Origin of the sequence: Bacillus amyloliquefaciens DSM 7 = ATCC 23350, from assembly GCF_000196735.1 — a bacterium.
GTDB classification, from domain to species: domain Bacteria; phylum Bacillota; class Bacilli; order Bacillales; family Bacillaceae; genus Bacillus; species Bacillus amyloliquefaciens.
This window is the reverse complement of sequence record NC_014551.1, coordinates 2,255,984-2,276,828: the sequence shown is the minus strand read 5'-3', so window position 1 is coordinate 2,276,828 and position 20,845 is coordinate 2,255,984. Positions and strand designations below refer to the sequence as shown.

The following is a 20,845-nucleotide window of genomic DNA, read 5'->3' as shown; positions in this document are numbered from 1 at the left end:
CGCGGCTTTCATATAGTGTACCAATGAAAACGGACAAGGTGTGAAGCGAATGGATTCTTTATGGAAGCAATTAGACCGATTTGCTGACGGACCGACGAAACAAATGCTTCAGGCGCTGGTTAAACGGAAATTAAAATACGAAAATTATGCCAAGCAATGCCGAAGATGGCAGTGGGCGTCCCTCGTTTGCTTTTCCCTGATGTGCGTACTGCTGATTTTTAAAAGCTTCAATGCCCCTCAAGCTTCTCCGCAGCTGATTCTGCAGGAAATATTAGGCCATACGGTTTATTTGTGCTGGATTATGGCTTCCGCTTTTGCGTACTGCACTTCTTATTATTTTAAAAAAAAGGAAGAAAAAGCCGAGGGTGAATTTCATAAGCTGAGATGTGAAATTATCCAAAAAAGCACGGATTTATGGCCCCAGCCGGAAAAATGGGGGGCGAGAGAATCTGTTTTTCACCTGATGAAACATCGGTATGATATCAATCTTTATTTTGAAAGCAAATAAAAAGAGGCGTTTTCCGGAAAGGATAGAAACGTCTTTTTTTGTTTGTCCGTCTAATGTAAGACAATGACAGAATGGAGAGTGCGTTTATGAAGCTTACAGCGGGAATTCTTGGCTCATTGGCGGGAGCGGCTGCGGTTATGGCGGCTGTCATGTACAAAACGGCAAACGGCAGCCACCTGAAAACACATACATTTATGCTTGATAAAATGAAAGGGATGAAGCCGCTCACCATCTTTTTTATATCTGACGTGCACCGCCGTTTAATTGATGAAAAGCTTCTCCGGGAAGCATCAGTTTATAAGCCGGATGCCGTTTTGCTCGGCGGTGATTTGGCGGAGGGCGGAGTTCCATACGCCAGAATCGAGGAAAACATCAAACGTCTGACTGCTCTTGCGCCTGTTATTTATGTGTGGGGAAATAATGATTACGAGGTCAGCCAGCAAAAATTGCTTTCTCTTCTTCAGGCATATAAAGTGATCCCGCTGAGAAATGAATCGGTTCAGTTTGCTTATAAAGGGGAAACGGTTACGATCTGCGGGGTGGATGATATCAGAATGATGATGGATGATTACGAATCTGCAATCAGACATACGGACGAAAACAAAGTAAACCTTCTGCTATGCCATAACCCGGGCATCCATGAGCAGATGAATGAGTCTGACGGAATTGACGCTGTGTTCAGCGGCCATACGCACGGCGGCCAAATCCGTTTCGGCCGGTTCGGTCCGTATGAATTGGGCGGGACGGGAACGGTAAAGAAAGCGCATTACCTGATCAGCAACGGCTACGGGACGACAAAAGTTCCGCTGAGGCTCGGAGCGAAACCTGAGACGCATATCATCACCCTGTGCGGACCGGATGAGCCGTTTTCCTGAAACAAATCCGGCCGAGTCGATAAAAAACGGCATTCTGCTTGTCTTCCCGCTGTACACGGTGTAAACTGATAACAAATTAAGAACCTATGACTCATTTATTCATATACTGTGTTATATGATTTGTGTGCAAGAAGAGGCAGGAGGGAACATTATGCGGCTTGAGCGTCTGAACTATAATAAGATTAAAATCTTTTTAACCCTCGACGATCTGACTGATCGGGGACTGACAAAAGAAGACCTCTGGAAGGACTCGTTTAAAGTCCACCAGTTATTTAAAGATATGATGAATGAAGCAAATACAGAGCTCGGCTTTGAAGCGAATGGTCCGATCGCGGTGGAAGTATATTCTCTTCAGGCACAAGGCATGGTTGTGATTGTCACGAAAAATCATGACGCGGACGCAGAAGACGACGAATATGACGACGATTATATCGAGATGCAGGTCAAACTTGACGAAAGCCCGGATATTATTTATCAGTTCCATTCGTTTGAAGATATCATTCAGCTTGCCGGGAGCCTTCATCGCATCGGGATTACCGGCGGAACCGTCTACCACTATGAGGACCAGTACTATGTAAGTCTTGAAGACCTCGGCTCCCGTTCTGCAGAAGGCGTTGTCGCGGTGCTGGCCGAATACGGGCACCCTGCGACGATTACGATTTACAGGCTCCATGAGTACGGAAAACTCATCATGGACGGCAATGCTGTGGAGACCATCGAGAGACATTTTTCATAAAAAAAGAGACGAAACGGCAGCTGTTTTCAGCGGCCGTCTTTTTTTAAGCGAAATAATGGAAAAATCATTGTCTTTCTTCTATGCACGGAGATATTGAAGGTGTATACTAGTCACTGAAAGGGAGCATGAGAGAAACAGAAGATTTTAGGAGGTTAACTCAAATGGAAGCCGATCGATTCACCGGTCATAATGAAGAAGACAAACATGATGTATTAAAATCAACCCAAACCGTAATACATAAAGCTCTGGAAAAATTGGGGTATCCAGAAGAAGTGTATGAACTGCTGAAAGAGCCGCTCAGATTATTAACGGTTAAAATTCCGGTTCGGATGGATGACGGGTCTGTGAAAATATTTACAGGCTATCGTGCACAGCACAATGATTCCGTAGGTCCGACAAAAGGCGGTATTCGTTTTCACCCGAATGTAACTGAAAAAGAGGTGAAAGCACTTTCTATCTGGATGAGTTTAAAATGCGGAATTATTGATCTTCCTTATGGCGGTGGTAAAGGCGGAATTGTTTGTGATCCGAGAAATATGTCATTCAGAGAGCTTGAAAGACTGAGCAGAGGATACGTCAGAGCAATCAGTCAGATTGTCGGACCGACTAAAGATGTCCCGGCACCAGACGTATTTACAAACTCGCAGATTATGGCTTGGATGATGGATGAATATTCAAGAATTGATGAATTTAACTCACCTGGCTTTATTACGGGAAAACCGCTTGTACTGGGCGGATCCCACGGCAGGGAATCAGCTACAGCAAAAGGCGTCACCATCTGCATAAAAGAAGCGGCCAAGAAAAAAGGTCTTGATATTCAGAACGCGCGCGTCGTCGTACAAGGTTTCGGAAACGCGGGCAGCTATCTGGCTAAGTTTATGCATGACGCCGGCGCGAAAGTTGTCGGAATTTCTGACGCGTACGGAGGTCTTTACGATCCGGACGGTCTTGATATTGATTATCTGCTTGACCGCAGAGACAGCTTCGGAACAGTGACGAAGCTTTTCAATGACACCATTACGAATCAGGAGCTGCTTGAGCTTGACTGTGATATACTTGTCCCGGCAGCGATAGAAAACCAAATTACAGATGAAAACGCTGACCGCATTAAAGCGAAAATCGTGGTAGAGGCGGCAAACGGACCGACGACACTGGAAGGAACGAAAATCCTGACAGATAAAGGAACGCTGCTTGTTCCCGATGTTTTGGCGAGCGCCGGCGGTGTAACGGTTTCTTATTTCGAATGGGTTCAAAATAACCAGGGCTTCTACTGGAGTGAAGAAGAAGTCGAAGAAAAACTGGAAAATATGATGGTAAAATCGTTTAATAATATTTATGAAATGTCCCAAAACCGCCGGATTGACATGAGGCTTGCGGCTTACATGGTCGGCGTGCGGAAAATGGCGGAGGCTTCGCGCTTCAGAGGCTGGATATAAACCAATCGTTTGCATAAACAAAAAAAATCTCCTATGATGATATAGGAGATTTTTTATATGAGTGGAAACTTATGATGGAAATGCCAATCGCAGGAGTTGAAGGACATGACAGAAGAAAAAGCAATTATAATAGGCGGAGGTCCTTGCGGATTATCGGCGGCTATACATCTGAAGCAAATCGGCGTGAACGCCCTTGTGATCGAAAAAGGAAATGTCGTAAACAGCATTTATAACTATCCGACACACCAAACGTTTTTCAGTTCAAGTGAAAAATTAGAAATCGGCGATGTCGCCTTTATTACGGAAAACAGAAAACCGGTCAGAATTCAGGCTCTCTCGTACTACAGAGAGGTTGTCAGAAGAAAAGAGCTGCGCGTAAACGCCTTTGAAACGGTGGAGCGCGTGACAAAACAGGAAGACGGCCGTTTTCTTGTAGAAACGTCAAAAGACCGCTATCTCACTCCGTTTTGTATTATTGCGACAGGATATTATGATCATCCGAATTATATGAACATACCGGGTGAAGAGCTTCCTAAGGTATTTCATTACTTTAAAGAAGGCCATCCTTATTTTGATAAAGATGTTGCCGTAATCGGCGGGAAAAATTCAAGCGTGGACGCGGCTTTGGAACTGGTGAAGTCCGGCGCGCGCGTCACGGTGCTTTACAGAGGGAATGAATACTCCCCGAGCATCAAGCCGTGGATTCTGCCCGAGTTTGAGGCCCTCGTCAGAAACGGCACGATCCGGATGGAATTCGGCGCTTGTCTTGAAGAAGTGACGGAAGATGAGATCATTTTCCGCTCAGGCCGGAATGAGACGGTCAGGCTGAAAAACGATTTTGTATTTGCCATGACGGGATATCATCCGGATCACGGTTTTCTCGAAAAAATCGGTGTCCAGATTGATGCAGAATCAGGCAGACCGTTTTTCCGGGAAGAAACGATGGAAACAAATGTTGACGGTGTTTTTATTGCCGGAGTCATTGCGGCAGGAAATAACGCCAATGAAATTTTTATCGAAAACGGCCGTTTTCACGGCGGCTTGATCGCAAAAGAAATTTCAAAACGGCTGGGTGCAGAGAGCATATGATCATTCATATGCTCTTTTTTTAGAAATTGAAAGATGTAAAAATATGAACAACATGGTACGATAGATATAGGAATATAAAGGAAAGAGGTTGCCTGATGTTTGCAATCATCTCTGCAGGAATCGCTCCCGGCATTGCGCTGTTAAGCTATTTTTATTTAAAAGATCAGTATGACAATGAACCCGTACATATGGTGCTGAGGTCTTTTTTTCTCGGAGTTGTACTCGTGTTTCCGACCATGTTTATCCAATATGTTCTTGAAAAAGAGCATGTAGGGGGAGGAAGCTTTTTCGTTTCTTTTTTGTCTTCAGGTTTTTTGGAAGAATCGGTGAAATGGTTTGTTCTGATGATCAGTGTGTACCCGCATGCTCATTTTGATGAGCATTATGACGGAATCGTTTACGGGGCCAGTGTGTCGTTAGGCTTTGCCACGCTTGAAAATATTCTCTATTTATTCGGCCACGGTGTTGAGCATGCTTTCATCAGGGCTCTTCTGCCGGTCTCCTGCCACGCGCTGATCTGGGTGATTATGGGCTTTTATCTCGGAAAAGCCCGCTTTTCACAGAAAAAAGCCCGCGTTAAGTGGCTTGTGATTTCGCTGATCGTGCCTTCATGTCTGCACGGTTCTTACGATTTTATTCTGACCGCCCTCAATCATTGGGTATATTATATGCTGCCGTTTATGCTGTTTTTATGGTGGTTCGGGCTGCGGAAGGCAAAAAAAGCACGTTCCGTCAATATGATTCAAGTGTGAAGAAACTGCGCATCGCGTGCAGTTTCTTTTTTTATGCCTTAGGGGGGATAAGAGGAAACGGTGTATAAAAATAACCGCGTGACAGACAATACGGGTACAGTTTAAATTTTGCTGAGGAGGCTTGAAAAGATGAAGTGCAAAGGAGCGTTTATGGCATGTCTCATTCTATTTTCTTTCGCTGCCGCTTTTTTCGAACATGAAACGGCCCATGCGTTTTCAAATCAAGTGATTCAAAGAGGCGCGACTGGTGATGATGTTATAGAATTGCAGGCACGTCTTCAATATAACGGATTTTATAACGGGAAAATCGACGGTGTTTACGGGTGGACCACATACTGGGCCGTACGAAATTTTCAGGAGAAATTCGGCATGAAGGCGGTTGACGGTCTCGTCGGTGCGAAAACCAAACAGGTGCTGATTTCAAAATCAAAATATTACCGCGAATATGTAATGGAGCAGATTCAAAAAGGGAATACGTTCACCCATTACGGCAACGTCCCTTTAAAAAATCAAACGAAACCGTCAGCAGGCGCACAGAAGCCGGCGGCGGGAACGAATAAGCCTGCTCAAAAACCGCAAAACAATACAGGCGGTCAGTCAGAACAAAAGCAAAACACGACAGCGGCCAATATGCCGGGCGGTTTCTCAAACAACGATATCAATCTTCTGGCGCAGGCTGTGTACGGGGAAGCCCGCGGTGAGCCGTTTGAAGGACAGGTTGCCATCGCCGCGGTTATTTTAAACCGTATTAAAAGCCCGTTATTTCCGAATACGGTGGCCGGCGTCATTTTCGAACCGCTCGCTTTTACCGCCGTTGCCGACGGGCAAATATATATGCAGCCGAATGAAAGAGCAAAAGAAGCGGTTCTTGATGCGATTAACGGCTGGGACCCTTCTGAAAACGCGCTTTATTATTTTAACCCTGATACGGCGACAAGCAAATGGATTTGGGGACGGCCGCAGATTAAAAGAATCGGAAAACACATTTTCTGTGAGTAAAAGTACGAAAAATGAGGTGTTAACATGATTAGAGGAATTATTATCGCTGTTCTCGGTGTCGTGATCGTCGCAACCGGATACTGGGGTTATAAAGAGCATCAGGAAAAGGATGCGGTCCTTCTGCACGCGGAAAATAATTATCAGAGGGCTTTTCATGAACTGACTTACCATGTTGATCAGCTTCACGACAAAATCGGGACGACGCTTGCCATGAACAGTAAAAAATCTCTGTCACCGGCGCTCATTGATGTATGGAGAATAACATCTGAAGCTCATAACAATGTGAGCCAGCTGCCGCTGACACTTATGCCTTTTAATAAGACGGAGGAGTTTTTATCCAATATAGGAGATTTCAGCTATAAAACATCCGTCCGGGATTTAGATCAAAAACCGCTTGATAAAAAAGAATATACGACATTGAACAGCCTGTATAAACAGGCGGAGAACATTCAAAACCAGCTCCGCAGCGTTCAGCATCTCGTCATGAGCAAAAATTTACGGTGGATGGATGTTGAAATGGCGCTCGCTTCTGACAAAAAACAAAGCGATAACACGATCGTCAACAGCTTTAAAACAGTCGAAAAAAACGTAGGCGCTTTTTCTGAAGACAACACCAGCCCCACGTTTACGGCAACAAATACAGAACGAAAAGGTTTTACGCATTTGAAAGGCAAACAAATTACAGAAAAAGAAGCGGTAAAAATCGCGGAACGGTTTGCGCCTGATCATAATTATTCCATTAAAGTGGTCAAGAGCGGCCGGAAGACGAATCGGGACGTATACAGCATCCGCATGAATGATGCCGATCACAAATCGTTGATCTATATGGATATTACCCAAAAAGGCGGACATCCGGTATATTTAATTCAAAAGCGGGCCGTGAAGAAACAAAAGATCAGCCTTAATGAAGCATCTAACCGGGCCGTCGCGTTTTTAAAGAAAAACGGTTATGAAACAAAAGGCCTCGAAATTGATGAAAGCGCGCAATACAATAACATCGGCGTCTTCTCTTTTATTCCCGTTGAGAAAAACGTCCGCATATATCCGGAAGCCATCCGAATGAAAGTGGCGCTGGATGACGGTGAAGTCGTCGGTTTTTCCGCGCGTGATTACCTGGCCGCGCATCACACGAGAACGATTCCGACTCCGGCTTTATCGGCTGATGAAGCGAAAGCGAAGCTGAATAAAAATGTTGAAGTGCGGGAGACGCGGCAGGCACTGATCACGAATGAACTCGGTCAGGAAGTGCTTTGCTACGAAATACTCGGGACGATCGGGAAAGACACGTATCAAATGTTCATAAATGCAGACGATGGAAAAGAGGAAAAAATAGAAAAATTAAAAAGTGCAGAACCTATATATAAAGACCTATAAAAATAAAGGAGGAAAGGACTAAAAGTCTTTTCCTTTTTTTCATTACATGCTTTAATAAAAGCATAAAGAATGAAAGAGTGAAGGCCCATGATAGCTGTCGGAGATTATATTTGGATTGAATACATAGAGAACAATGAGCCAAAAAAAGCGAGGAGCAAGGCTGTCAGCGTTGAAAACGGCGAACTGCATATCTCATATCCCGTCGATCTGGATTCGGGACGGACGGTCTTTTTGCACAAAGGGCTGGAAATAACAGCGGAATTTATGGGGAATGGCCAAGTGCCGTATCATTTTAAAAGCATAATCAAAGGAAAGAAAAAAGATCCTATCCCGATGATCGGATTGGATATCCCCCCTAAAAAGGAAATGAAGCGGATTCAAAGACGCCGGTACGTCCGTGCAGACGCTGTATTGAATGTATCCGTCAAAATAAAAGCGAAAAAAACCGCCTTTCAAACGGTTTCCTCTAATATCAGCGCCGGCGGAATCGCAGTTGTGATGCCTGAGCATATTTCCGTGGAACCGGGTGAAAAGCTGTATGTCTCATTCTCTCTTCCGGGTAAGGAAAATACAGACGATATATCAGCTGAAGCGGTTACCCAGCGGTTTTTTTATGATGAAAAGGCGGATAAACAAAAAATGACGCTTGAATTTACAGAAATCGATGCCGGATCGCAGCAGCAATTACTCCAATACTGTATGCGCGCGCAGCTGCAGCAGAGAAGAAACAGTCAGCCGGAATAAACAGCAGCGTACTTTTCCATACTAATCCTAATGGAGGTGCGCGTGTATGAAAACGTTTGAACGTCTGCTGGTCAAATTGGTCTGCATTCAGCTCGTGATTTTGGGCGCGGTACAATTTTTGCTTCATTATCAGCCTATTGAACCTTATATTTCGAAAGCCGTGAAATATGAGGGAGTTGATAAAATGGATAAAAAAGAATGGATTGAAACGGTAAAGCGGTAAGTCAGCTCAATTTTTTTCGCCCTTTTTCGGGCAGTTCATGATACAATCCATAGAGGAGTAAAGAGCAAGGAGAGAGATTATGGACAAGAAATTATCAATTGCGATCGACGGTCCGGCGGCTGCCGGAAAAAGCACCGTTGCTAAAATAGTAGCTGAGAAGAAATCATATGTGTACATTGATACAGGAGCGATGTATCGTGCCATTACATATACGGCGCTCAGGCAAAATGCCGAATTAACGGATGAAGCCGCGCTCACAGAGCTGTTAAAGCATACGAAGATTGAGCTTGTATCCGCTCCGGAAGGACAAATCGTTCTGGTAAACGGAGAAGATGTGACAGAAGAAATCAGAAAAGACGAAGTCAGCAACCAAGTATCCATCGCCGCCAAGCATAAAGGCGTCAGAGAAGAAATGGTGAAAAGACAGCAGCAGCTCGGAGAAAAAGGCGGCGTCGTCATGGACGGCCGTGATATTGGTACTCACGTGCTGCCTGATGCGGAAGTGAAAATTTTCCTGCTGGCGTCCGTAGAGGAAAGAGCGAAGCGCCGGTTTGAGGAGAATAAGAAAAAAGGCTATGACGTGAATTACGAAACGCTCATTGAAGAAATTGCAAGACGCGACAAACTCGATTCAGAAAGGGAATTTTCCCCGCTGCGCAAAGCGGAGGACGCGATTGAAATCGATACGACGTCACTCAGCATTGCCGAAGTCGCAGGAAAAATTCTGGAGATCGTTGAACAGAAATCACGTTAACTTGGCCGGAGCGCATTTTAAATTTTTTTCATAAGAACAAGATGTTATTGCTTGACAAACCAGTCCTTTTATTAGAAGTTAATACTAATAAAACTTTTTATTGATCATTCAAAATATTTTTGGATGATTCTTTAATACATATTCGGCTGAAAAGCGGACATTCACATGTTCAGCTTTCAAACCGTTTTAATTAAGCTGTGTAGGTTTGGACCAAGGAGGTTATTCAAATGACAGAGGAAATGAATCAAATTGATGTTCAAGTGCCAGAGGTTGGAGATGTAGTAAAAGGGATTGTGACAAAGGTAGAGGACAAGCATGTAGATGTCGAAATTATCAATGTCAAACAGTCCGGAATCATTCCAATCAGTGAATTATCAAGTCTTCATGTAGAGAAAGCATCGGATGTCGTAAATGTTGACGACGAGCTTGACCTGAAAGTAACAAAAGTGGAAGACGATGCTTTGATTTTATCTAAACGTGCCGTTGATGCTGACCGCGCTTGGGAAGACCTTGAAAAAAAATTCGAAACAAAAGAAGTGTTTGAAGCTGAAGTGAAAGATGTGGTGAAAGGCGGTCTCGTCGTTGATATCGGCGTTCGCGGCTTCATTCCCGCATCACTTGTCGAAGCTCATTTCGTCGAGGATTTCACTGACTATAAAGGGAAAACCCTCTCTCTTATCGTCGTTGAACTTGACCGTGATAAAAACCGGGTGATTCTGTCACACCGTGCTGTAGTGGAAAAAGAACAGACTGCCAAAAAACATGATTTTCTCCAAACGCTTGAGGTTGGAAGCGTTCTTGAAGGAAAAGTACAGCGCCTGACTGATTTCGGCGCATTTGTCGACATCGGCGGAATTGACGGACTCGTTCATATTTCGCAGCTGTCTCATTCACACGTCGAAAAACCGTCAGACGTGGTGGAAGAAGGTCAGGACGTAAAAGTGAAAGTATTGTCCGTAGACCGTGATAACGAGCGTATTTCTTTATCTATTAAAGAAACGCTGCCGGGACCTTGGAGCCAGATCGGCGAAAAGGTAAAGCAGGGAGATGTGCTTGAAGGAAAAGTGCAGCGCCTTGTAAGCTTCGGCGCCTTCGTTGAAATTCTTCCGGGCGTGGAAGGTCTTGTGCACATTTCACAAATCTCCAATAAACATATCGGAACGCCGCATGAAGTGCTGGAAGAAGGACAGACTGTTAAAGTGAAAGTCCTTGACGTGAACGAAAGCGAAGAACGCATCTCCTTAAGCATGCGTGAGCTTGAGGAAGCGCCGAAAGCCGATCAGGAGGACTTCCGTCAATACCAGGCGAAAGAAGAGCCGAGCACCGGCTTCCAGCTTGGCGATTTAATCGGGGACAAGCTCAATAAATTAAAATAAATTGGTGATAAAACGTGACACGAGCAGAACGAAAAAGAGAACATATAAATCATGCGCTGTCTACCGGCCAAAACCGGGAAACGGGGCTTGATGATATTACGTTTGTTCATGTCAGCCTGCCAGACCTTGCATTGGAAAAAGTGGATATCTCAACGGAAATCGGCGGACTCACAAGCAGTTCGCCGATTTTTATCAATGCGATGACAGGCGGCGGCGGACAGCTTACATACGAAATTAACAGGTCACTGGCAAGAGCCGCGCGCAAAGCCGGCATGCCGCTTGCTGTCGGTTCGCAAATGTCAGCCTTAAAAGATCCCTCTGAACGGTATTCTTACGAGATCGTCAGAAAAGAGAATCCGAACGGGTTAATATTTGCGAATTTAGGGAGCGAGGCGGACGCCGAGCAGGCGAAAAGGGCGGTTGATATGATTGAGGCGGACGCCCTGCAGATTCATTTAAATGTGATTCAGGAGATCGTCATGCCTGAAGGCGACAGAAGTTTTACGGGCGCTCTCCGCCGTATTGAGCAGATTGTAGATGAAGCGGGAGTGCCCGTTTTCGTTAAAGAAGTCGGCTTCGGCATGAGCAGGGAATCGGCACGGCAGTTATTTGATGCTGGGGCGGCGGCTGTTGATGCCGGCGGGTACGGCGGGACAAATTTTTCTAAAATTGAAAATATGCGCAGAGAGAAGGCGCTTCAATTTTTTAATACGTGGGGAATTTCCACTGCAGCCAGCTTAGCGGAAATCCATTCGCTTTCTGTTGATCAATCAATTATCGCATCCGGAGGGCTGCAAAGTGCGCTTGATGTCGCTAAAACGATTGCCCTCGGCGCTTCTTCTGCGGGAATGGCGGGCATTTTCCTGAAAGCTCTCACCTCAAAAGGAGAAGAGGGTCTGTTTGACGAGATGACGGCGCTGTTGGAAGAGCTGAAAATGATTATGACCGTTCTCGGCTGTCAATCGGTTGCCCAATTGCAAAAGGCGCCTTTGGTCATAAAAGGTGACACACATCACTGGCTTTCTGAACGGGGAATTGACACATCCCGTTTCAGCAGACGTTAAAAGGCATGCGTACCCGCATGCCTTTTTTTCTGTTTACGATTTTCTTTTTCGGAATTCCCCGTTTTGCTCGAGGCTTGTCGCACCTTTATGGTGAATCGATTCATCGCGATCCGATTCCACCCGGCGGGAGGCTTTCAGTTTTTTCTCCTGTCTGTCTTTACCCATCTTCATCTGCTCCTTTCAGCTTTATTGGTTTAAAAAGTACGTTACCGCTCCATACTGGTCAGAGGAGGAGCGATTATGGAACCGTTTTATTATTACTGGTCGATGTGGTTTTTATGGATACTTGCGACTTTTATTTTTGCCAAAACGAAAAGCCGTTTTTACGTATCAGTCTTTATTTTGACTAATATGATGGCAAGCATACATCAGATGACGGCTTATTTTACGCTGAACGCGGCATATGTCATGTTTTTTGCTGCGGCATTTGTTTACGCGGGGAGTCTCGGCATGCATAAACGGCTTCGTTATATTGTGATTCATCTGACGGCTTCGGCAGCGTACGGCTTTATTTTTCTTTTTGCATTATATGACCCTGTTTGGTTTATCATAAAACCTGAGTGGGCGGCGGTCATACTGCTTACCGTGATTACGGTCTCTGTTGAGGGGCGATTTCCTGAAAGGCTTTGTCTTTTTGTTCTCGGCATGTGCCAAGGAGAGCTATTGTATTCGGCGGTCATTCACAAAATTGCGGGTGCGGCAGCCGTCGGCGGCTATCAATGGCTTTCAGGCTGCTCGGCGGGAGTGATCCTGCTTGTCGGGCTGACTACATATGAACAGCTCGCCGCACGCATCAGCCAAAAAAGCAAAAAGCAGGGCAAAGGGGCGACAAAAATGTCTTGAAAACGGACGGAGACTGTTACATGAATGCGAAACATTTTGAAGAATACATTGTGATCTCAGTGAAAACTGATATAATAAATGAGTTAAGCCCTTCTGTTTGAAGGGTTCTTTTCATAGCGAAGATGATTTTTAATAACCGGTTGAACAATTTTTGTGAAAATGTAAGCGGCTGGATTGAAAGGAAGGGTACTATGGGTAAACCTGTCGTAGCCATTGTCGGAAGACCGAATGTGGGAAAATCCACAATCTTTAACCGGATTGCGGGTGAAAGAATTTCAATAGTAGAAGATACCCCCGGAGTGACGCGGGACCGGATATACAGTTCGGCGGAATGGCTGAATTATGATTTTAACCTGATTGACACGGGCGGAATTGATATCGGAGACGAACCGTTTCTGACACAGATCCGCCAGCAGGCTGAAATTGCCATGGACGAGGCTGATGTGATCATCTTTATGGTGAACGGCCGTGAAGGTGTGACGTCTGCGGATGAAGAAGTGGCAAAAATACTGTACCGGACGAAAAAACCGGTCGTATTAGCCGTTAATAAATTAGATAATACCGAAATGAGAGCGAACATCTATGATTTTTATGCGCTCGGCTTTGGAGAGCCGTACCCTATTTCGGGTACTCACGGTTTGGGATTAGGAGATTTGCTCGATGCATGTGCCGAGCATTTTAAAAACATTCCGGAAACAAAGTATAATGATGATGTCGTTCAATTCTGTCTGATCGGCCGCCCGAATGTCGGGAAATCCTCCCTTGTCAATGCGATGCTCGGAGAAGAGCGGGTTATCGTGAGCAACGTGGCGGGTACGACAAGAGACGCTGTGGATACGGCATTCACCTATAACCAGCAGGAATTCGTGATCGTCGACACGGCGGGAATGAGAAAAAAGGGAAAAGTATATGAAACAACAGAAAAATACAGCGTGCTTCGGGCGTTAAAAGCCATTGACCGCTCAGACGTCGTCGGCGTTGTGCTGAATGCAGAAGAAGGCATCCTCGAACAGGACAAGCGGATCGCCGGATACGCCCATGAAGCCGGAAAAGCCGTCGTCATTATCGTAAACAAATGGGATGCCGTTGATAAAGACGAAAGCACGATGAAAGAATTTGAACAGAATATACGCGAGCATTTCCAATTTCTCGATTATGCGCCGGTGCTGTTTATGTCGGCACTGACGACAAAGCGGATTCATACACTCATGCCTGCGATTATTAAAGCGAGTGAAAACCACTCTCTCCGCGTACAGACAAATGTCTTAAATGACGTCATCATGGATGCGGTCGCCATGAATCCGACTCCGACGCACAACGGCTCACGCCTGAAGATTTATTATGCGACTCAAGTCGCTGTTAAGCCACCGAGCTTCGTTGTTTTTGTCAATGATCCGGAACTGATGCATTTTTCTTATGAACGCTTTTTAGAAAACCGAATCCGGGATGCTTTCGGATTTGAAGGTACGCCAATTAAAATATTTGCAAGAGCAAGAAAATAAAAAGGTGTGATACAGAGATGAAAAAAGTGGCAATGCTTGGAGCGGGAAGCTGGGGCACTGCACTTTCTTTAGTGCTGGCTGATAACGGACATCAAGTCATGATGTGGGGACATCGTGCCGAATTGATCGATCAAATCAACGAACTGCATGAAAACAAAGATTATCTGCCCGGGGTGGAGCTATCAAGTTCTATCATCGGAACAGCTGATGTAAGCGAGGCTTTAAATGGAGCTGACTTCATCATTGTGGCGGTTCCGACAAAAGCCATTCGGGAAGTGCTGAAAAAGGCTCTGCCTTACATCCCGAAGAAATCAATTTTTGTTCATGTCAGCAAAGGGATTGAGCCGGATTCGCTTCTCCGCATTTCAGAATTAATGGAGGAGGAGCTGCCTGAGGAGTACAGAAAAGACATCGTCGTGCTTTCAGGACCGAGCCACGCTGAGGAAGTCGGATTAAGACACCCGACGACCGTTACATCATCTTCAAAAAATATCGAGGCTGCAGAAGCGGTTCAGGATTTATTTATGAACCAGCATTTCCGCGTGTATACCAATCCGGATATGATCGGTGTTGAGATAGGGGGAGCGCTAAAGAACATCATCGCTCTGGCAGCGGGAATTACAGACGGATTGGGATACGGAGATAATGCAAAAGCGGCCTTAATCACCCGCGGTCTTGCTGAAATCGCCAGACTCGGAACAAAGATGGGCGGAAATCCTCTTACTTTTTCCGGCCTGACAGGCGTAGGCGATTTAATTGTGACGTGTACAAGCGTTCATTCACGGAACTGGCGCGCCGGCAACCTGCTTGGAAAAGGGTATAAGCTTGAAGAAGTCCTTGACCAGATGGGAATGGTTGTTGAAGGTGTGCGGACGACGAAAGCGGCATATCAGCTGTCTCAAAAATATCAAGTGAAAATGCCGATTACAGAGGCGCTTCACCAAGTGTTATTTAACGGGCAGAAGGTAGAAACGGCCGTAGAATCCTTAATGGCCAGAGTGAAAACCCATGAGATGGAAGACTTGGTCAACACATTCGAAAACCGGGTAAAGTGACAATAACATGCCGTCAGCATATTCTGAAGTGACGAAAGTCCAAAACGCGGAACTCTCCGGCTGAAATCGCTCAAAACATTTGCTGATTTAGGCAGAAGAGGATGCAGACGTACGCATCTACGCATACTATAGCATCGAAGTCCAAGAGAGTGTATCTCAGGCGTATAGGTGAATATAGTCAACTTGACTGAAGCAAAGTCCCCCTCTTTGCTTCAGTTTTTTGTTTTTTTCAATAGATGGAAAACCTGTTGATCTTTTCAACATTTGTATATTAAAATGAAATATAACGCTTACAATGATTGGACGGGGGGCACGGACGTGAGTGTGGCATTGATGAAAATGTGGTTTGCGCTTGGTGCTATGGGATTAATGTTTGTGGCGGTGGCCTCTATTTATGTCAGCAGGTACAAAGTTAAAAACAGGCTGATAAAAGCAGCAGTTTCTTCACTCGCTTATGCCTGTATGGTCATCTCGGGATTGATCGTGTTAATGGTCGTTTTCAGCGGACCTGTCAATGAATAAAGCAAAAAAAGGGGGCGCGGAATGCATAAGTTAAAAATGGCCGTCATAACGGCAATTGCGGTGCTTCTGCTGTCCGGCTGTCTGTATCCTGAAGCGGAAAAAACTGAAAATAAAGTATCTTACAAGCATCAGCTTCAGCAGGTTCAAGCGGCGGTGGATGAATTTAAAAAGGCGAACGGCGGACTTCTGCCGATTCAGACAAAAGATATGAAAACACCGATCTATCAAAAATATCCGATAGATTTTAAGCGGCTCGCGCCCAGATATATAGAGGAGCCGCCGTCCTCTGCTTTTGAAAGCGGAGGAATGTACCAATACGTGCTTGTCGATGTGGAAAATAAGCCGACTGTGAAGCTGATCGATCTCCAAATGGCGGAGGCAATCCGCGACATAAAGCTGCGTGTCAAAATGTATCAGGAAAAGCATACATATCCACCCTATGAGGACGCCGTTTCAAAAGGGCTGTTCACTTTAAATAAAAAAAAGCTCGGCATGAAAGACTCTCCTTCTGTCGAAAGTCCGGTTTCAGGCGCGTCTCTGCCGCTTTTAATCGGAGCTGATGGAGAAATCTATGCCGACTATCGCGTCGATCTCGCCCGCTGTCTGAAAGAAAACAAAAAGAAAATCAAACCGGGCGCGGAAATTCAGGATATTTTATGGGAAGAGACTCCTTTCGTCCCGGCCTTTTCAGTCAAATACACCGTAAATGAAAAACAGGAACCCGTTTTTTTAGAAAGTAAAACGAAACAGGAATGAACCTTTCTCCCGCGCATACAAATAGGGAGAAAGGTTTTTTTGATTCCGATAGAAAAGATTGCCTGAAAATTTTCTAAAGATGTCATATTGAAATGGGACAACGTCATACACATATAGTGTCCTGTATTTGATTGAAGAATGGTGAATGAAAAATGATAAGGATAGGAAGTCCGGGAGGGGATCACTTGGAAAAGGTCGATATTTTCAAGGATATCGCTGAACGAACAGGAGGCGATATATACTTAGGAGTCGTCGGCGCTGTCCGTACAGGGAAATCTACATTCATTAAAAAATTTATGGAGCTCGTGGTGCTCCCGAATATCAGCAATGAAGCCGACCGAGCGCGGGCGCAGGATGAGCTTCCGCAAAGCGCAGCAGGAAAAACGATTATGACCACAGAACCAAAATTTGTGCCGAATCAAGCCATGTCCGTACATGTGGCGGAAGGACTTGATGTCAATATCCGCCTTGTGGATTGTGTGGGATACACTGTTCCCGGGGCGAAGGGATATGAAGATGAAAACGGTCCGAGAATGATCAATACACCATGGTACGAAGAACCGATTCCCTTTCATGAAGCAGCGGAAATCGGTACGAGAAAAGTCATCCAGGAACATTCCACAATCGGGGTCGTCATTACGACAGACGGTTCAATCGGCGATATTGCGCGGGGCGATTACGTAGAAGCGGAAGAAAGAGTCATTGACGAGCTGAAGGAAGTCGGCAAACCGTTTATTATGGTCATCAACTCGGTGAAGCCGTATCACCCGGAAACAGAAGCGCTCAGGGCTGAATTAAGCGCGAAATATGATATTCCTGTCCTCGCCATGAGTGTTGAAAGCATGCGGGAAACAGATGTGTTAAGCGTCCTCAGAGAAGCGCTTTACGAGTTCCCTGTGCTGGAAGTGAATGTCAACCTTCCGAGCTGGGTCATGGTGCTGAAAGAAAATCACTGGCTCAGAGAGAGTTACCAGGAATCAGTGAAAGAAACCGTAAAAGATATCAAACGCCTGCGTGACGTCGACCGGGTTGTCGGCCACTTCAGTGAATTTGAGTTTATTGAAAGCGCAGGCTTGGCCGGAATTGAACTTGGCCAGGGTGTCGCGGAAATTGATTTATACGCGCCGGATCATTTATATGACCAGATTTTAAAAGAAGTGGTCGGCGTCGAGATCCGCGGAAAAGACCATCTGCTTGAATTAATGCAGGACTTCGCCCACGCGAAAAAGGAATATGATCAGGTATCAGACGCGCTGAAAATGGTGAAACAGACCGGCTATGGCATCGCCGCTCCGGCCTTAACGGATATGAGCCTTGATGAACCGGAAATCATCAGACAGGGATCAAGGTTCGGGGTAAGGCTGAAAGCGGTCGCCCCGTCCATTCACATGATCAAAGTGGATGTGGAAAGTGAATTCGCTCCGATCATCGGGACGGAAAAACAAAGTGAAGAGCTTGTCCGCTACTTAATGCAGGACTTTGAGGATGATCCGCTTTCTATCTGGAACTCTGATATTTTCGGAAGATCATTGAGCTCGATTGTGAGAGAAGGAATCTCGGCAAAACTGTCGCTCATGCCTGAAAATGCGAGATATAAACTGAAAGAAACGCTGGAGAGAATTATAAACGAAGGCTCAGGCGGCCTGATCGCAATTATTTTGTAAGCTGAAGGACCTCTTCCTGATACGGGGGGTCTTTTTTTATGTCTATTTAGATACTGGAAATCAATCAAGGATTAGGAGGAAAAAAGCAAAAAAAGGAATATTTGTTCGGGAAAACACGTGAAAACCTTGACGAGCAAGGGATTGGGGCTTTAAAATGCTTGATATGGCTTTTTATATGTGTTACTCTACTTACAGAAAATCTTCACTTTGTTGGACAAACATTCCTCGAAGTGTCTGTTTTCTTATGAAAAGCCGTTTACTTGTCTGTTCTTCCCTGGATTGATTTTTTATCAGACAGGTTTAGAATCAGACTGAACTGTGAAGAAATGATAATAAACTGCTGAATTGATACCCTTTTGGGAGGAGGTGAAAGGCATGAACAAGACAGAACTAATCAATGCGGTTGCAGAAGCAAGCGAATTGTCTAAAAAAGACGCTACAAAAGCAGTTGATTCTGTTTTTGATACGATTTTAGATGCACTTAAAAATGGTGATAAAATCCAACTGATCGGTTTCGGTAACTTTGAGGTGCGCGAGCGTTCTGCACGTAAAGGACGTAACCCGCAAACAGGTGAAGAAATCGAAATCCCTGCAAGCAAAGTACCTGCTTTCAAACCAGGTAAAGCTCTTAAAGACGCTGTTGCAGGAAAATAATTGTGAATATAGATCGTGTATGCATCTGATACATACACTTTGTTTCTTCACAGAAAAGCCCCTTGATAAAGGGGCTTTTCATATTTAAGCAGCCTCGGTCTCCGGGCAGGACTTTCGTTTTGCTTTTGGCGCGGCAAATGTGCTAGAATCGAAATTAAATGTATTCAATGGTGGAGGACACAGACAATGAAAGAAGTTAATAAAGAACAGATTGAACAGGCAGTTCGCCAGATTTTAGAGGCGATTGGAGAAGACCCGGACCGGGAAGGGCTTTTAGATACGCCGAAACGCGTAGCAAAAATGTACGCTGAAGTATTCTCGGGATTAAACGAAGACCCGAAAGAGCATTTTAAAACCGTTTTCGGCGAGGATCATGAGGAGCTTGTTCTTGTAAAAGATATCGCGTTTCATTCTATGTGTGAACATCATCTTGTTCCTTTTTACGGAAAAGCGCATATTGCCTACATTCCGCGCGGCGGTAAAGTGACGGGCCTGAGTAAACTGGCGCGTGCGGTGGAAGCCGTCTCAAAACGCCCGCAGCTGCAGGAGCGCATTACGTCAACGATTGCAGAAAGCATCGTAGAAACCTTAGATCCCCACGGCGTCATGGTTGTCGTCGAAGCTGAGCATATGTGCATGACGATGAGAGGCGTTAGAAAGCCGGGGGCAAAAACAGTAACTTCCGCCGTAAGAGGTATTTTTAAAGATGACGCAGCGGCGCGTTCTGAAGTGTTAGAACATATTAAACGTGCGGATTAATAATGATAGAGGGTGCAGATATGAATTCAAAGCATTCAAGTGATTTTGTCGTCATTAAAGCGGTCGAGGACGGTGTGAACGTCATCGGTTTAACGAGAGGAACGGATACGAAATTCCACCATTCCGAAAAACTGGACAAGGGTGAAGTGATTATCGCTCAGTTTACAGAGCATACATCCGCCATCAAAGTGAGAGGCAACGCCCTCATCCAGACCGCTTACGGAGAAATGAACAGCGAAAAAAAATAAGCCGGCTGTTTCCCGCTTTTGCTGATTGCCCGCAAACGGCGGGAGAATACAGCCAATTTCTTTTTTTTATGCTATAATGATACCTGCGTATAATAATGACGAATAAATCTCATACATATTAGAATAAATGTGAATTTGGGGACAAGGGTGATATTTTTGCAAGACATCTACGGAACTTTAGCGAATTTAAATACGAAATTAAAACAAAAGCTGTCTCATCCTTATTTAGCGAAACATATTTCTGCGCCGAAAATCGATGAGGATAAGCTGCTTCTTTTTCACGCTTTGTTTGAAGAAGCTGACATTAAGAACAACGACAGAGAAAATTACATAGTAACTGCGATGCTTGTCCAAAGCGCCCTTGATACCCACGATGAAGTGACAACAGCCAGAGCGTTAAAGCGAGACGAAAATAAAAACCGGCAGCTCACCGTGCTTGCCGGCGACTATTTCAGCGGACTGTACTATTCGCTTTTATCTGAAATGAAGGATATCTATATGATTCGGACGCTCGCTACGGCAATTAAAGAAATCAATGAACATAAAATCCGTCTGTACGATCGGTCTGTCAATGACTTGAATCAATTGATTGAAAGCATGGCGATTGTGGAAGCGGCCCTGTTTCACAGAGTGTCAGACCACTTCAATCTTCCGCGCTGGAAAGAGCTGGCGAGTGATTTTTTTGTATATAAGCGGCTGATGAACGGCAATGCTATATTTCTCGATGTCATCGGCAATATTGTAAAGTCAGGAAAATCAAAGGCTGACATACTGGAAGAAAGCTTCCGGAAGGCGAAGCAAAGCATTGAAACGCTGCTGCCGCTCAATTCACCAATCCAAAATCTAATGCTGAACCGGCTTCAAGCGATCAGCCAAGACAAAACATATCATCAGAAAGTGGAAGAAGGGTAA

The 20,845-nt window shown here is 45.1% G+C and carries 24 protein-coding genes; 23 read left to right on the top strand and 1 reads right to left on the bottom strand.

Going from position 1 to position 20,845, the window contains the following annotated elements:
- Positions 1-49: 49 nt before the first annotated feature.
- From BAMF_RS31640 to fni, 13 genes are all read left to right on the top strand, one after another.
- Positions 50-508, top strand: coding sequence for a YpbF family protein (locus BAMF_RS31640; protein WP_013352708.1), 459 nt, complete (start codon positions 50-52; stop codon positions 506-508).
- Between the two features lie 86 nt (positions 509-594).
- A complete protein-coding gene (locus BAMF_RS31635; RefSeq protein WP_013352707.1) occupies positions 595-1,383 on the top strand; it encodes a metallophosphoesterase in 789 nt (262 codons plus the stop codon).
- Between the two features lie 151 nt (positions 1,384-1,534).
- Positions 1,535-2,119 (top strand): genetic competence negative regulator, encoded by a 585-nt coding sequence (locus BAMF_RS31630; RefSeq protein WP_013352706.1) that lies wholly within the window; start codon positions 1,535-1,537, stop codon positions 2,117-2,119.
- Between the two features lie 161 nt (positions 2,120-2,280).
- Positions 2,281-3,555 (top strand): NAD-specific glutamate dehydrogenase, encoded by a 1,275-nt coding sequence (gudB, locus tag BAMF_RS31625; protein WP_013352705.1) that lies wholly within the window; start codon positions 2,281-2,283, stop codon positions 3,553-3,555.
- Positions 3,556-3,660: 105 nt separating this feature from the next.
- Positions 3,661-4,644 (top strand): YpdA family putative bacillithiol disulfide reductase, encoded by a 984-nt coding sequence (locus BAMF_RS31620; RefSeq protein WP_013352704.1) that lies wholly within the window; start codon positions 3,661-3,663, stop codon positions 4,642-4,644.
- Positions 4,645-4,739: 95 nt separating this feature from the next.
- Positions 4,740-5,396: a glutamic-type intramembrane protease PrsW gene (prsW, locus tag BAMF_RS31615; RefSeq protein WP_013352703.1), complete on the top strand. Its 657-nt coding sequence runs from the start codon at positions 4,740-4,742 to the stop codon at positions 5,394-5,396.
- Between the two features lie 129 nt (positions 5,397-5,525).
- Positions 5,526-6,395: a spore cortex-lytic enzyme gene (gene sleB / locus BAMF_RS31610; protein ID WP_013352702.1), complete on the top strand. Its 870-nt coding sequence runs from the start codon at positions 5,526-5,528 to the stop codon at positions 6,393-6,395.
- Between the two features lie 24 nt (positions 6,396-6,419).
- Positions 6,420-7,769 carry a germination protein YpeB gene (gene ypeB / locus BAMF_RS31605; protein WP_013352701.1) on the top strand — a complete coding sequence of 450 codons (1,350 nt, stop codon included), beginning with the start codon at positions 6,420-6,422 and terminating at the stop codon, positions 7,767-7,769.
- Positions 7,770-7,856: 87 nt separating this feature from the next.
- Entirely contained in the window at positions 7,857-8,513 is a 657-nt protein-coding gene (locus tag BAMF_RS31600) for a flagellar brake protein (protein WP_013352700.1), read from the top strand.
- A 46-nt stretch (positions 8,514-8,559) separates the two neighbouring features.
- Complete coding sequence (locus tag BAMF_RS41305) at positions 8,560-8,736, top strand: YpfB family protein (protein ID WP_013352699.1); 177 nt, start codon at positions 8,560-8,562, stop codon at positions 8,734-8,736.
- Between the two features lie 79 nt (positions 8,737-8,815).
- Complete coding sequence (gene cmk, locus BAMF_RS31595) at positions 8,816-9,490, top strand: (d)CMP kinase (protein ID WP_013352698.1); 675 nt, start codon at positions 8,816-8,818, stop codon at positions 9,488-9,490.
- Positions 9,491-9,717: 227 nt separating this feature from the next.
- On the top strand, positions 9,718-10,866 hold the full coding sequence (gene rpsA / locus BAMF_RS31590) for a 30S ribosomal protein S1 (protein ID WP_013352697.1): 1,149 nt from the start codon (positions 9,718-9,720) through the stop codon (positions 10,864-10,866).
- Between the two features lie 14 nt (positions 10,867-10,880).
- Positions 10,881-11,930 carry a type 2 isopentenyl-diphosphate Delta-isomerase gene (fni, locus tag BAMF_RS31585; protein WP_013352696.1) on the top strand — a complete coding sequence of 350 codons (1,050 nt, stop codon included), beginning with the start codon at positions 10,881-10,883 and terminating at the stop codon, positions 11,928-11,930.
- A gap of 33 nt (positions 11,931-11,963) precedes the next feature.
- Here fni and BAMF_RS40815 read toward each other — a convergent pair whose 3' ends face one another.
- Entirely contained in the window at positions 11,964-12,095 is a 132-nt protein-coding gene (locus BAMF_RS40815; RefSeq protein WP_013352695.1) for a YpzI family protein, read from the bottom strand.
- Positions 12,096-12,170: 75 nt separating this feature from the next.
- Here BAMF_RS40815 and BAMF_RS31580 point away from each other — a divergent pair, with 75 nt between their 5' ends.
- From BAMF_RS31580 to hepS, 10 genes are all read left to right on the top strand, one after another.
- Positions 12,171-12,773, top strand: coding sequence for a YphA family membrane protein (locus BAMF_RS31580; RefSeq protein ID WP_013352694.1), 603 nt, complete (start codon positions 12,171-12,173; stop codon positions 12,771-12,773).
- 191 nt (positions 12,774-12,964) lie between these two features.
- Complete coding sequence (der, locus tag BAMF_RS31575; RefSeq protein WP_013352693.1) at positions 12,965-14,275, top strand: ribosome biogenesis GTPase Der; 1,311 nt, start codon at positions 12,965-12,967, stop codon at positions 14,273-14,275.
- 17 nt (positions 14,276-14,292) lie between these two features.
- A complete protein-coding gene (locus BAMF_RS31570) occupies positions 14,293-15,330 on the top strand; it encodes an NAD(P)H-dependent glycerol-3-phosphate dehydrogenase (RefSeq protein ID WP_013352692.1) in 1,038 nt (345 codons plus the stop codon).
- A 318-nt stretch (positions 15,331-15,648) separates the two neighbouring features.
- Entirely contained in the window at positions 15,649-15,852 is a 204-nt protein-coding gene (locus tag BAMF_RS31565; protein ID WP_014470045.1) for a DUF2768 domain-containing protein, read from the top strand.
- Positions 15,853-15,873: 21 nt separating this feature from the next.
- Positions 15,874-16,608 (top strand): hypothetical protein, encoded by a 735-nt coding sequence (locus BAMF_RS31560; protein ID WP_013352690.1) that lies wholly within the window; start codon positions 15,874-15,876, stop codon positions 16,606-16,608.
- Between the two features lie 185 nt (positions 16,609-16,793).
- Positions 16,794-18,272 carry a stage IV sporulation protein A gene (spoIVA, locus tag BAMF_RS31555; RefSeq protein ID WP_003153438.1) on the top strand — a complete coding sequence of 493 codons (1,479 nt, stop codon included), beginning with the start codon at positions 16,794-16,796 and terminating at the stop codon, positions 18,270-18,272.
- A 375-nt stretch (positions 18,273-18,647) separates the two neighbouring features.
- Positions 18,648-18,926 carry a non-specific DNA-binding protein Hbs gene (gene hbs / locus BAMF_RS31550; RefSeq protein WP_003153447.1) on the top strand — a complete coding sequence of 93 codons (279 nt, stop codon included), beginning with the start codon at positions 18,648-18,650 and terminating at the stop codon, positions 18,924-18,926.
- A 186-nt stretch (positions 18,927-19,112) separates the two neighbouring features.
- A complete protein-coding gene (gene folE / locus BAMF_RS31545; protein WP_003153448.1) occupies positions 19,113-19,685 on the top strand; it encodes a GTP cyclohydrolase I FolE in 573 nt (190 codons plus the stop codon).
- Between the two features lie 20 nt (positions 19,686-19,705).
- Positions 19,706-19,933 carry a trp RNA-binding attenuation protein MtrB gene (gene mtrB / locus BAMF_RS31540; RefSeq protein WP_003153449.1) on the top strand — a complete coding sequence of 76 codons (228 nt, stop codon included), beginning with the start codon at positions 19,706-19,708 and terminating at the stop codon, positions 19,931-19,933.
- A gap of 156 nt (positions 19,934-20,089) precedes the next feature.
- Positions 20,090-20,845 (top strand): heptaprenyl diphosphate synthase component 1, encoded by a 756-nt coding sequence (gene hepS, locus BAMF_RS31535; RefSeq protein ID WP_014470046.1) that lies wholly within the window; start codon positions 20,090-20,092, stop codon positions 20,843-20,845.

Bases quoted from the DNA above. Each gene is read 5' to 3' on its own strand.
- BAMF_RS31640 (WP_013352708.1), top strand. From the start codon at position 50: ATGGATTCTTTATGGAAGCAATTAGACCGATTTGCTGACGGACCGACG.
- BAMF_RS31635 (WP_013352707.1), top strand. From the start codon at position 595: ATGAAGCTTACAGCGGGAATTCTTGGCTCATTGGCGGGAGCGGCTGCG.
- BAMF_RS31630 (WP_013352706.1), top strand. From the start codon at position 1,535: ATGCGGCTTGAGCGTCTGAACTATAATAAGATTAAAATCTTTTTAACC.
- gudB (WP_013352705.1), top strand. From the start codon at position 2,281: ATGGAAGCCGATCGATTCACCGGTCATAATGAAGAAGACAAACATGAT.
- BAMF_RS31620 (WP_013352704.1), top strand. From the start codon at position 3,661: ATGACAGAAGAAAAAGCAATTATAATAGGCGGAGGTCCTTGCGGATTA.
- prsW (WP_013352703.1), top strand. From the start codon at position 4,740: ATGTTTGCAATCATCTCTGCAGGAATCGCTCCCGGCATTGCGCTGTTA.
- sleB (WP_013352702.1), top strand. From the start codon at position 5,526: ATGAAGTGCAAAGGAGCGTTTATGGCATGTCTCATTCTATTTTCTTTC.
- ypeB (WP_013352701.1), top strand. From the start codon at position 6,420: ATGATTAGAGGAATTATTATCGCTGTTCTCGGTGTCGTGATCGTCGCA.
- BAMF_RS31600 (WP_013352700.1), top strand. From the start codon at position 7,857: ATGATAGCTGTCGGAGATTATATTTGGATTGAATACATAGAGAACAAT.
- BAMF_RS41305 (WP_013352699.1), top strand. From the start codon at position 8,560: ATGAAAACGTTTGAACGTCTGCTGGTCAAATTGGTCTGCATTCAGCTC.
- cmk (WP_013352698.1), top strand. From the start codon at position 8,816: ATGGACAAGAAATTATCAATTGCGATCGACGGTCCGGCGGCTGCCGGA.
- rpsA (WP_013352697.1), top strand. From the start codon at position 9,718: ATGACAGAGGAAATGAATCAAATTGATGTTCAAGTGCCAGAGGTTGGA.
- BAMF_RS40815 (WP_013352695.1), bottom strand. From the start codon at position 12,095: ATGGGTAAAGACAGACAGGAGAAAAAACTGAAAGCCTCCCGCCGGGTG.
- BAMF_RS31580 (WP_013352694.1), top strand. From the start codon at position 12,171: ATGGAACCGTTTTATTATTACTGGTCGATGTGGTTTTTATGGATACTT.
- der (WP_013352693.1), top strand. From the start codon at position 12,965: ATGGGTAAACCTGTCGTAGCCATTGTCGGAAGACCGAATGTGGGAAAA.
- BAMF_RS31570 (WP_013352692.1), top strand. From the start codon at position 14,293: ATGAAAAAAGTGGCAATGCTTGGAGCGGGAAGCTGGGGCACTGCACTT.
- BAMF_RS31560 (WP_013352690.1), top strand. From the start codon at position 15,874: ATGCATAAGTTAAAAATGGCCGTCATAACGGCAATTGCGGTGCTTCTG.
- hbs (WP_003153447.1), top strand. From the start codon at position 18,648: ATGAACAAGACAGAACTAATCAATGCGGTTGCAGAAGCAAGCGAATTG.
- folE (WP_003153448.1), top strand. From the start codon at position 19,113: ATGAAAGAAGTTAATAAAGAACAGATTGAACAGGCAGTTCGCCAGATT.
- mtrB (WP_003153449.1), top strand. From the start codon at position 19,706: ATGAATTCAAAGCATTCAAGTGATTTTGTCGTCATTAAAGCGGTCGAG.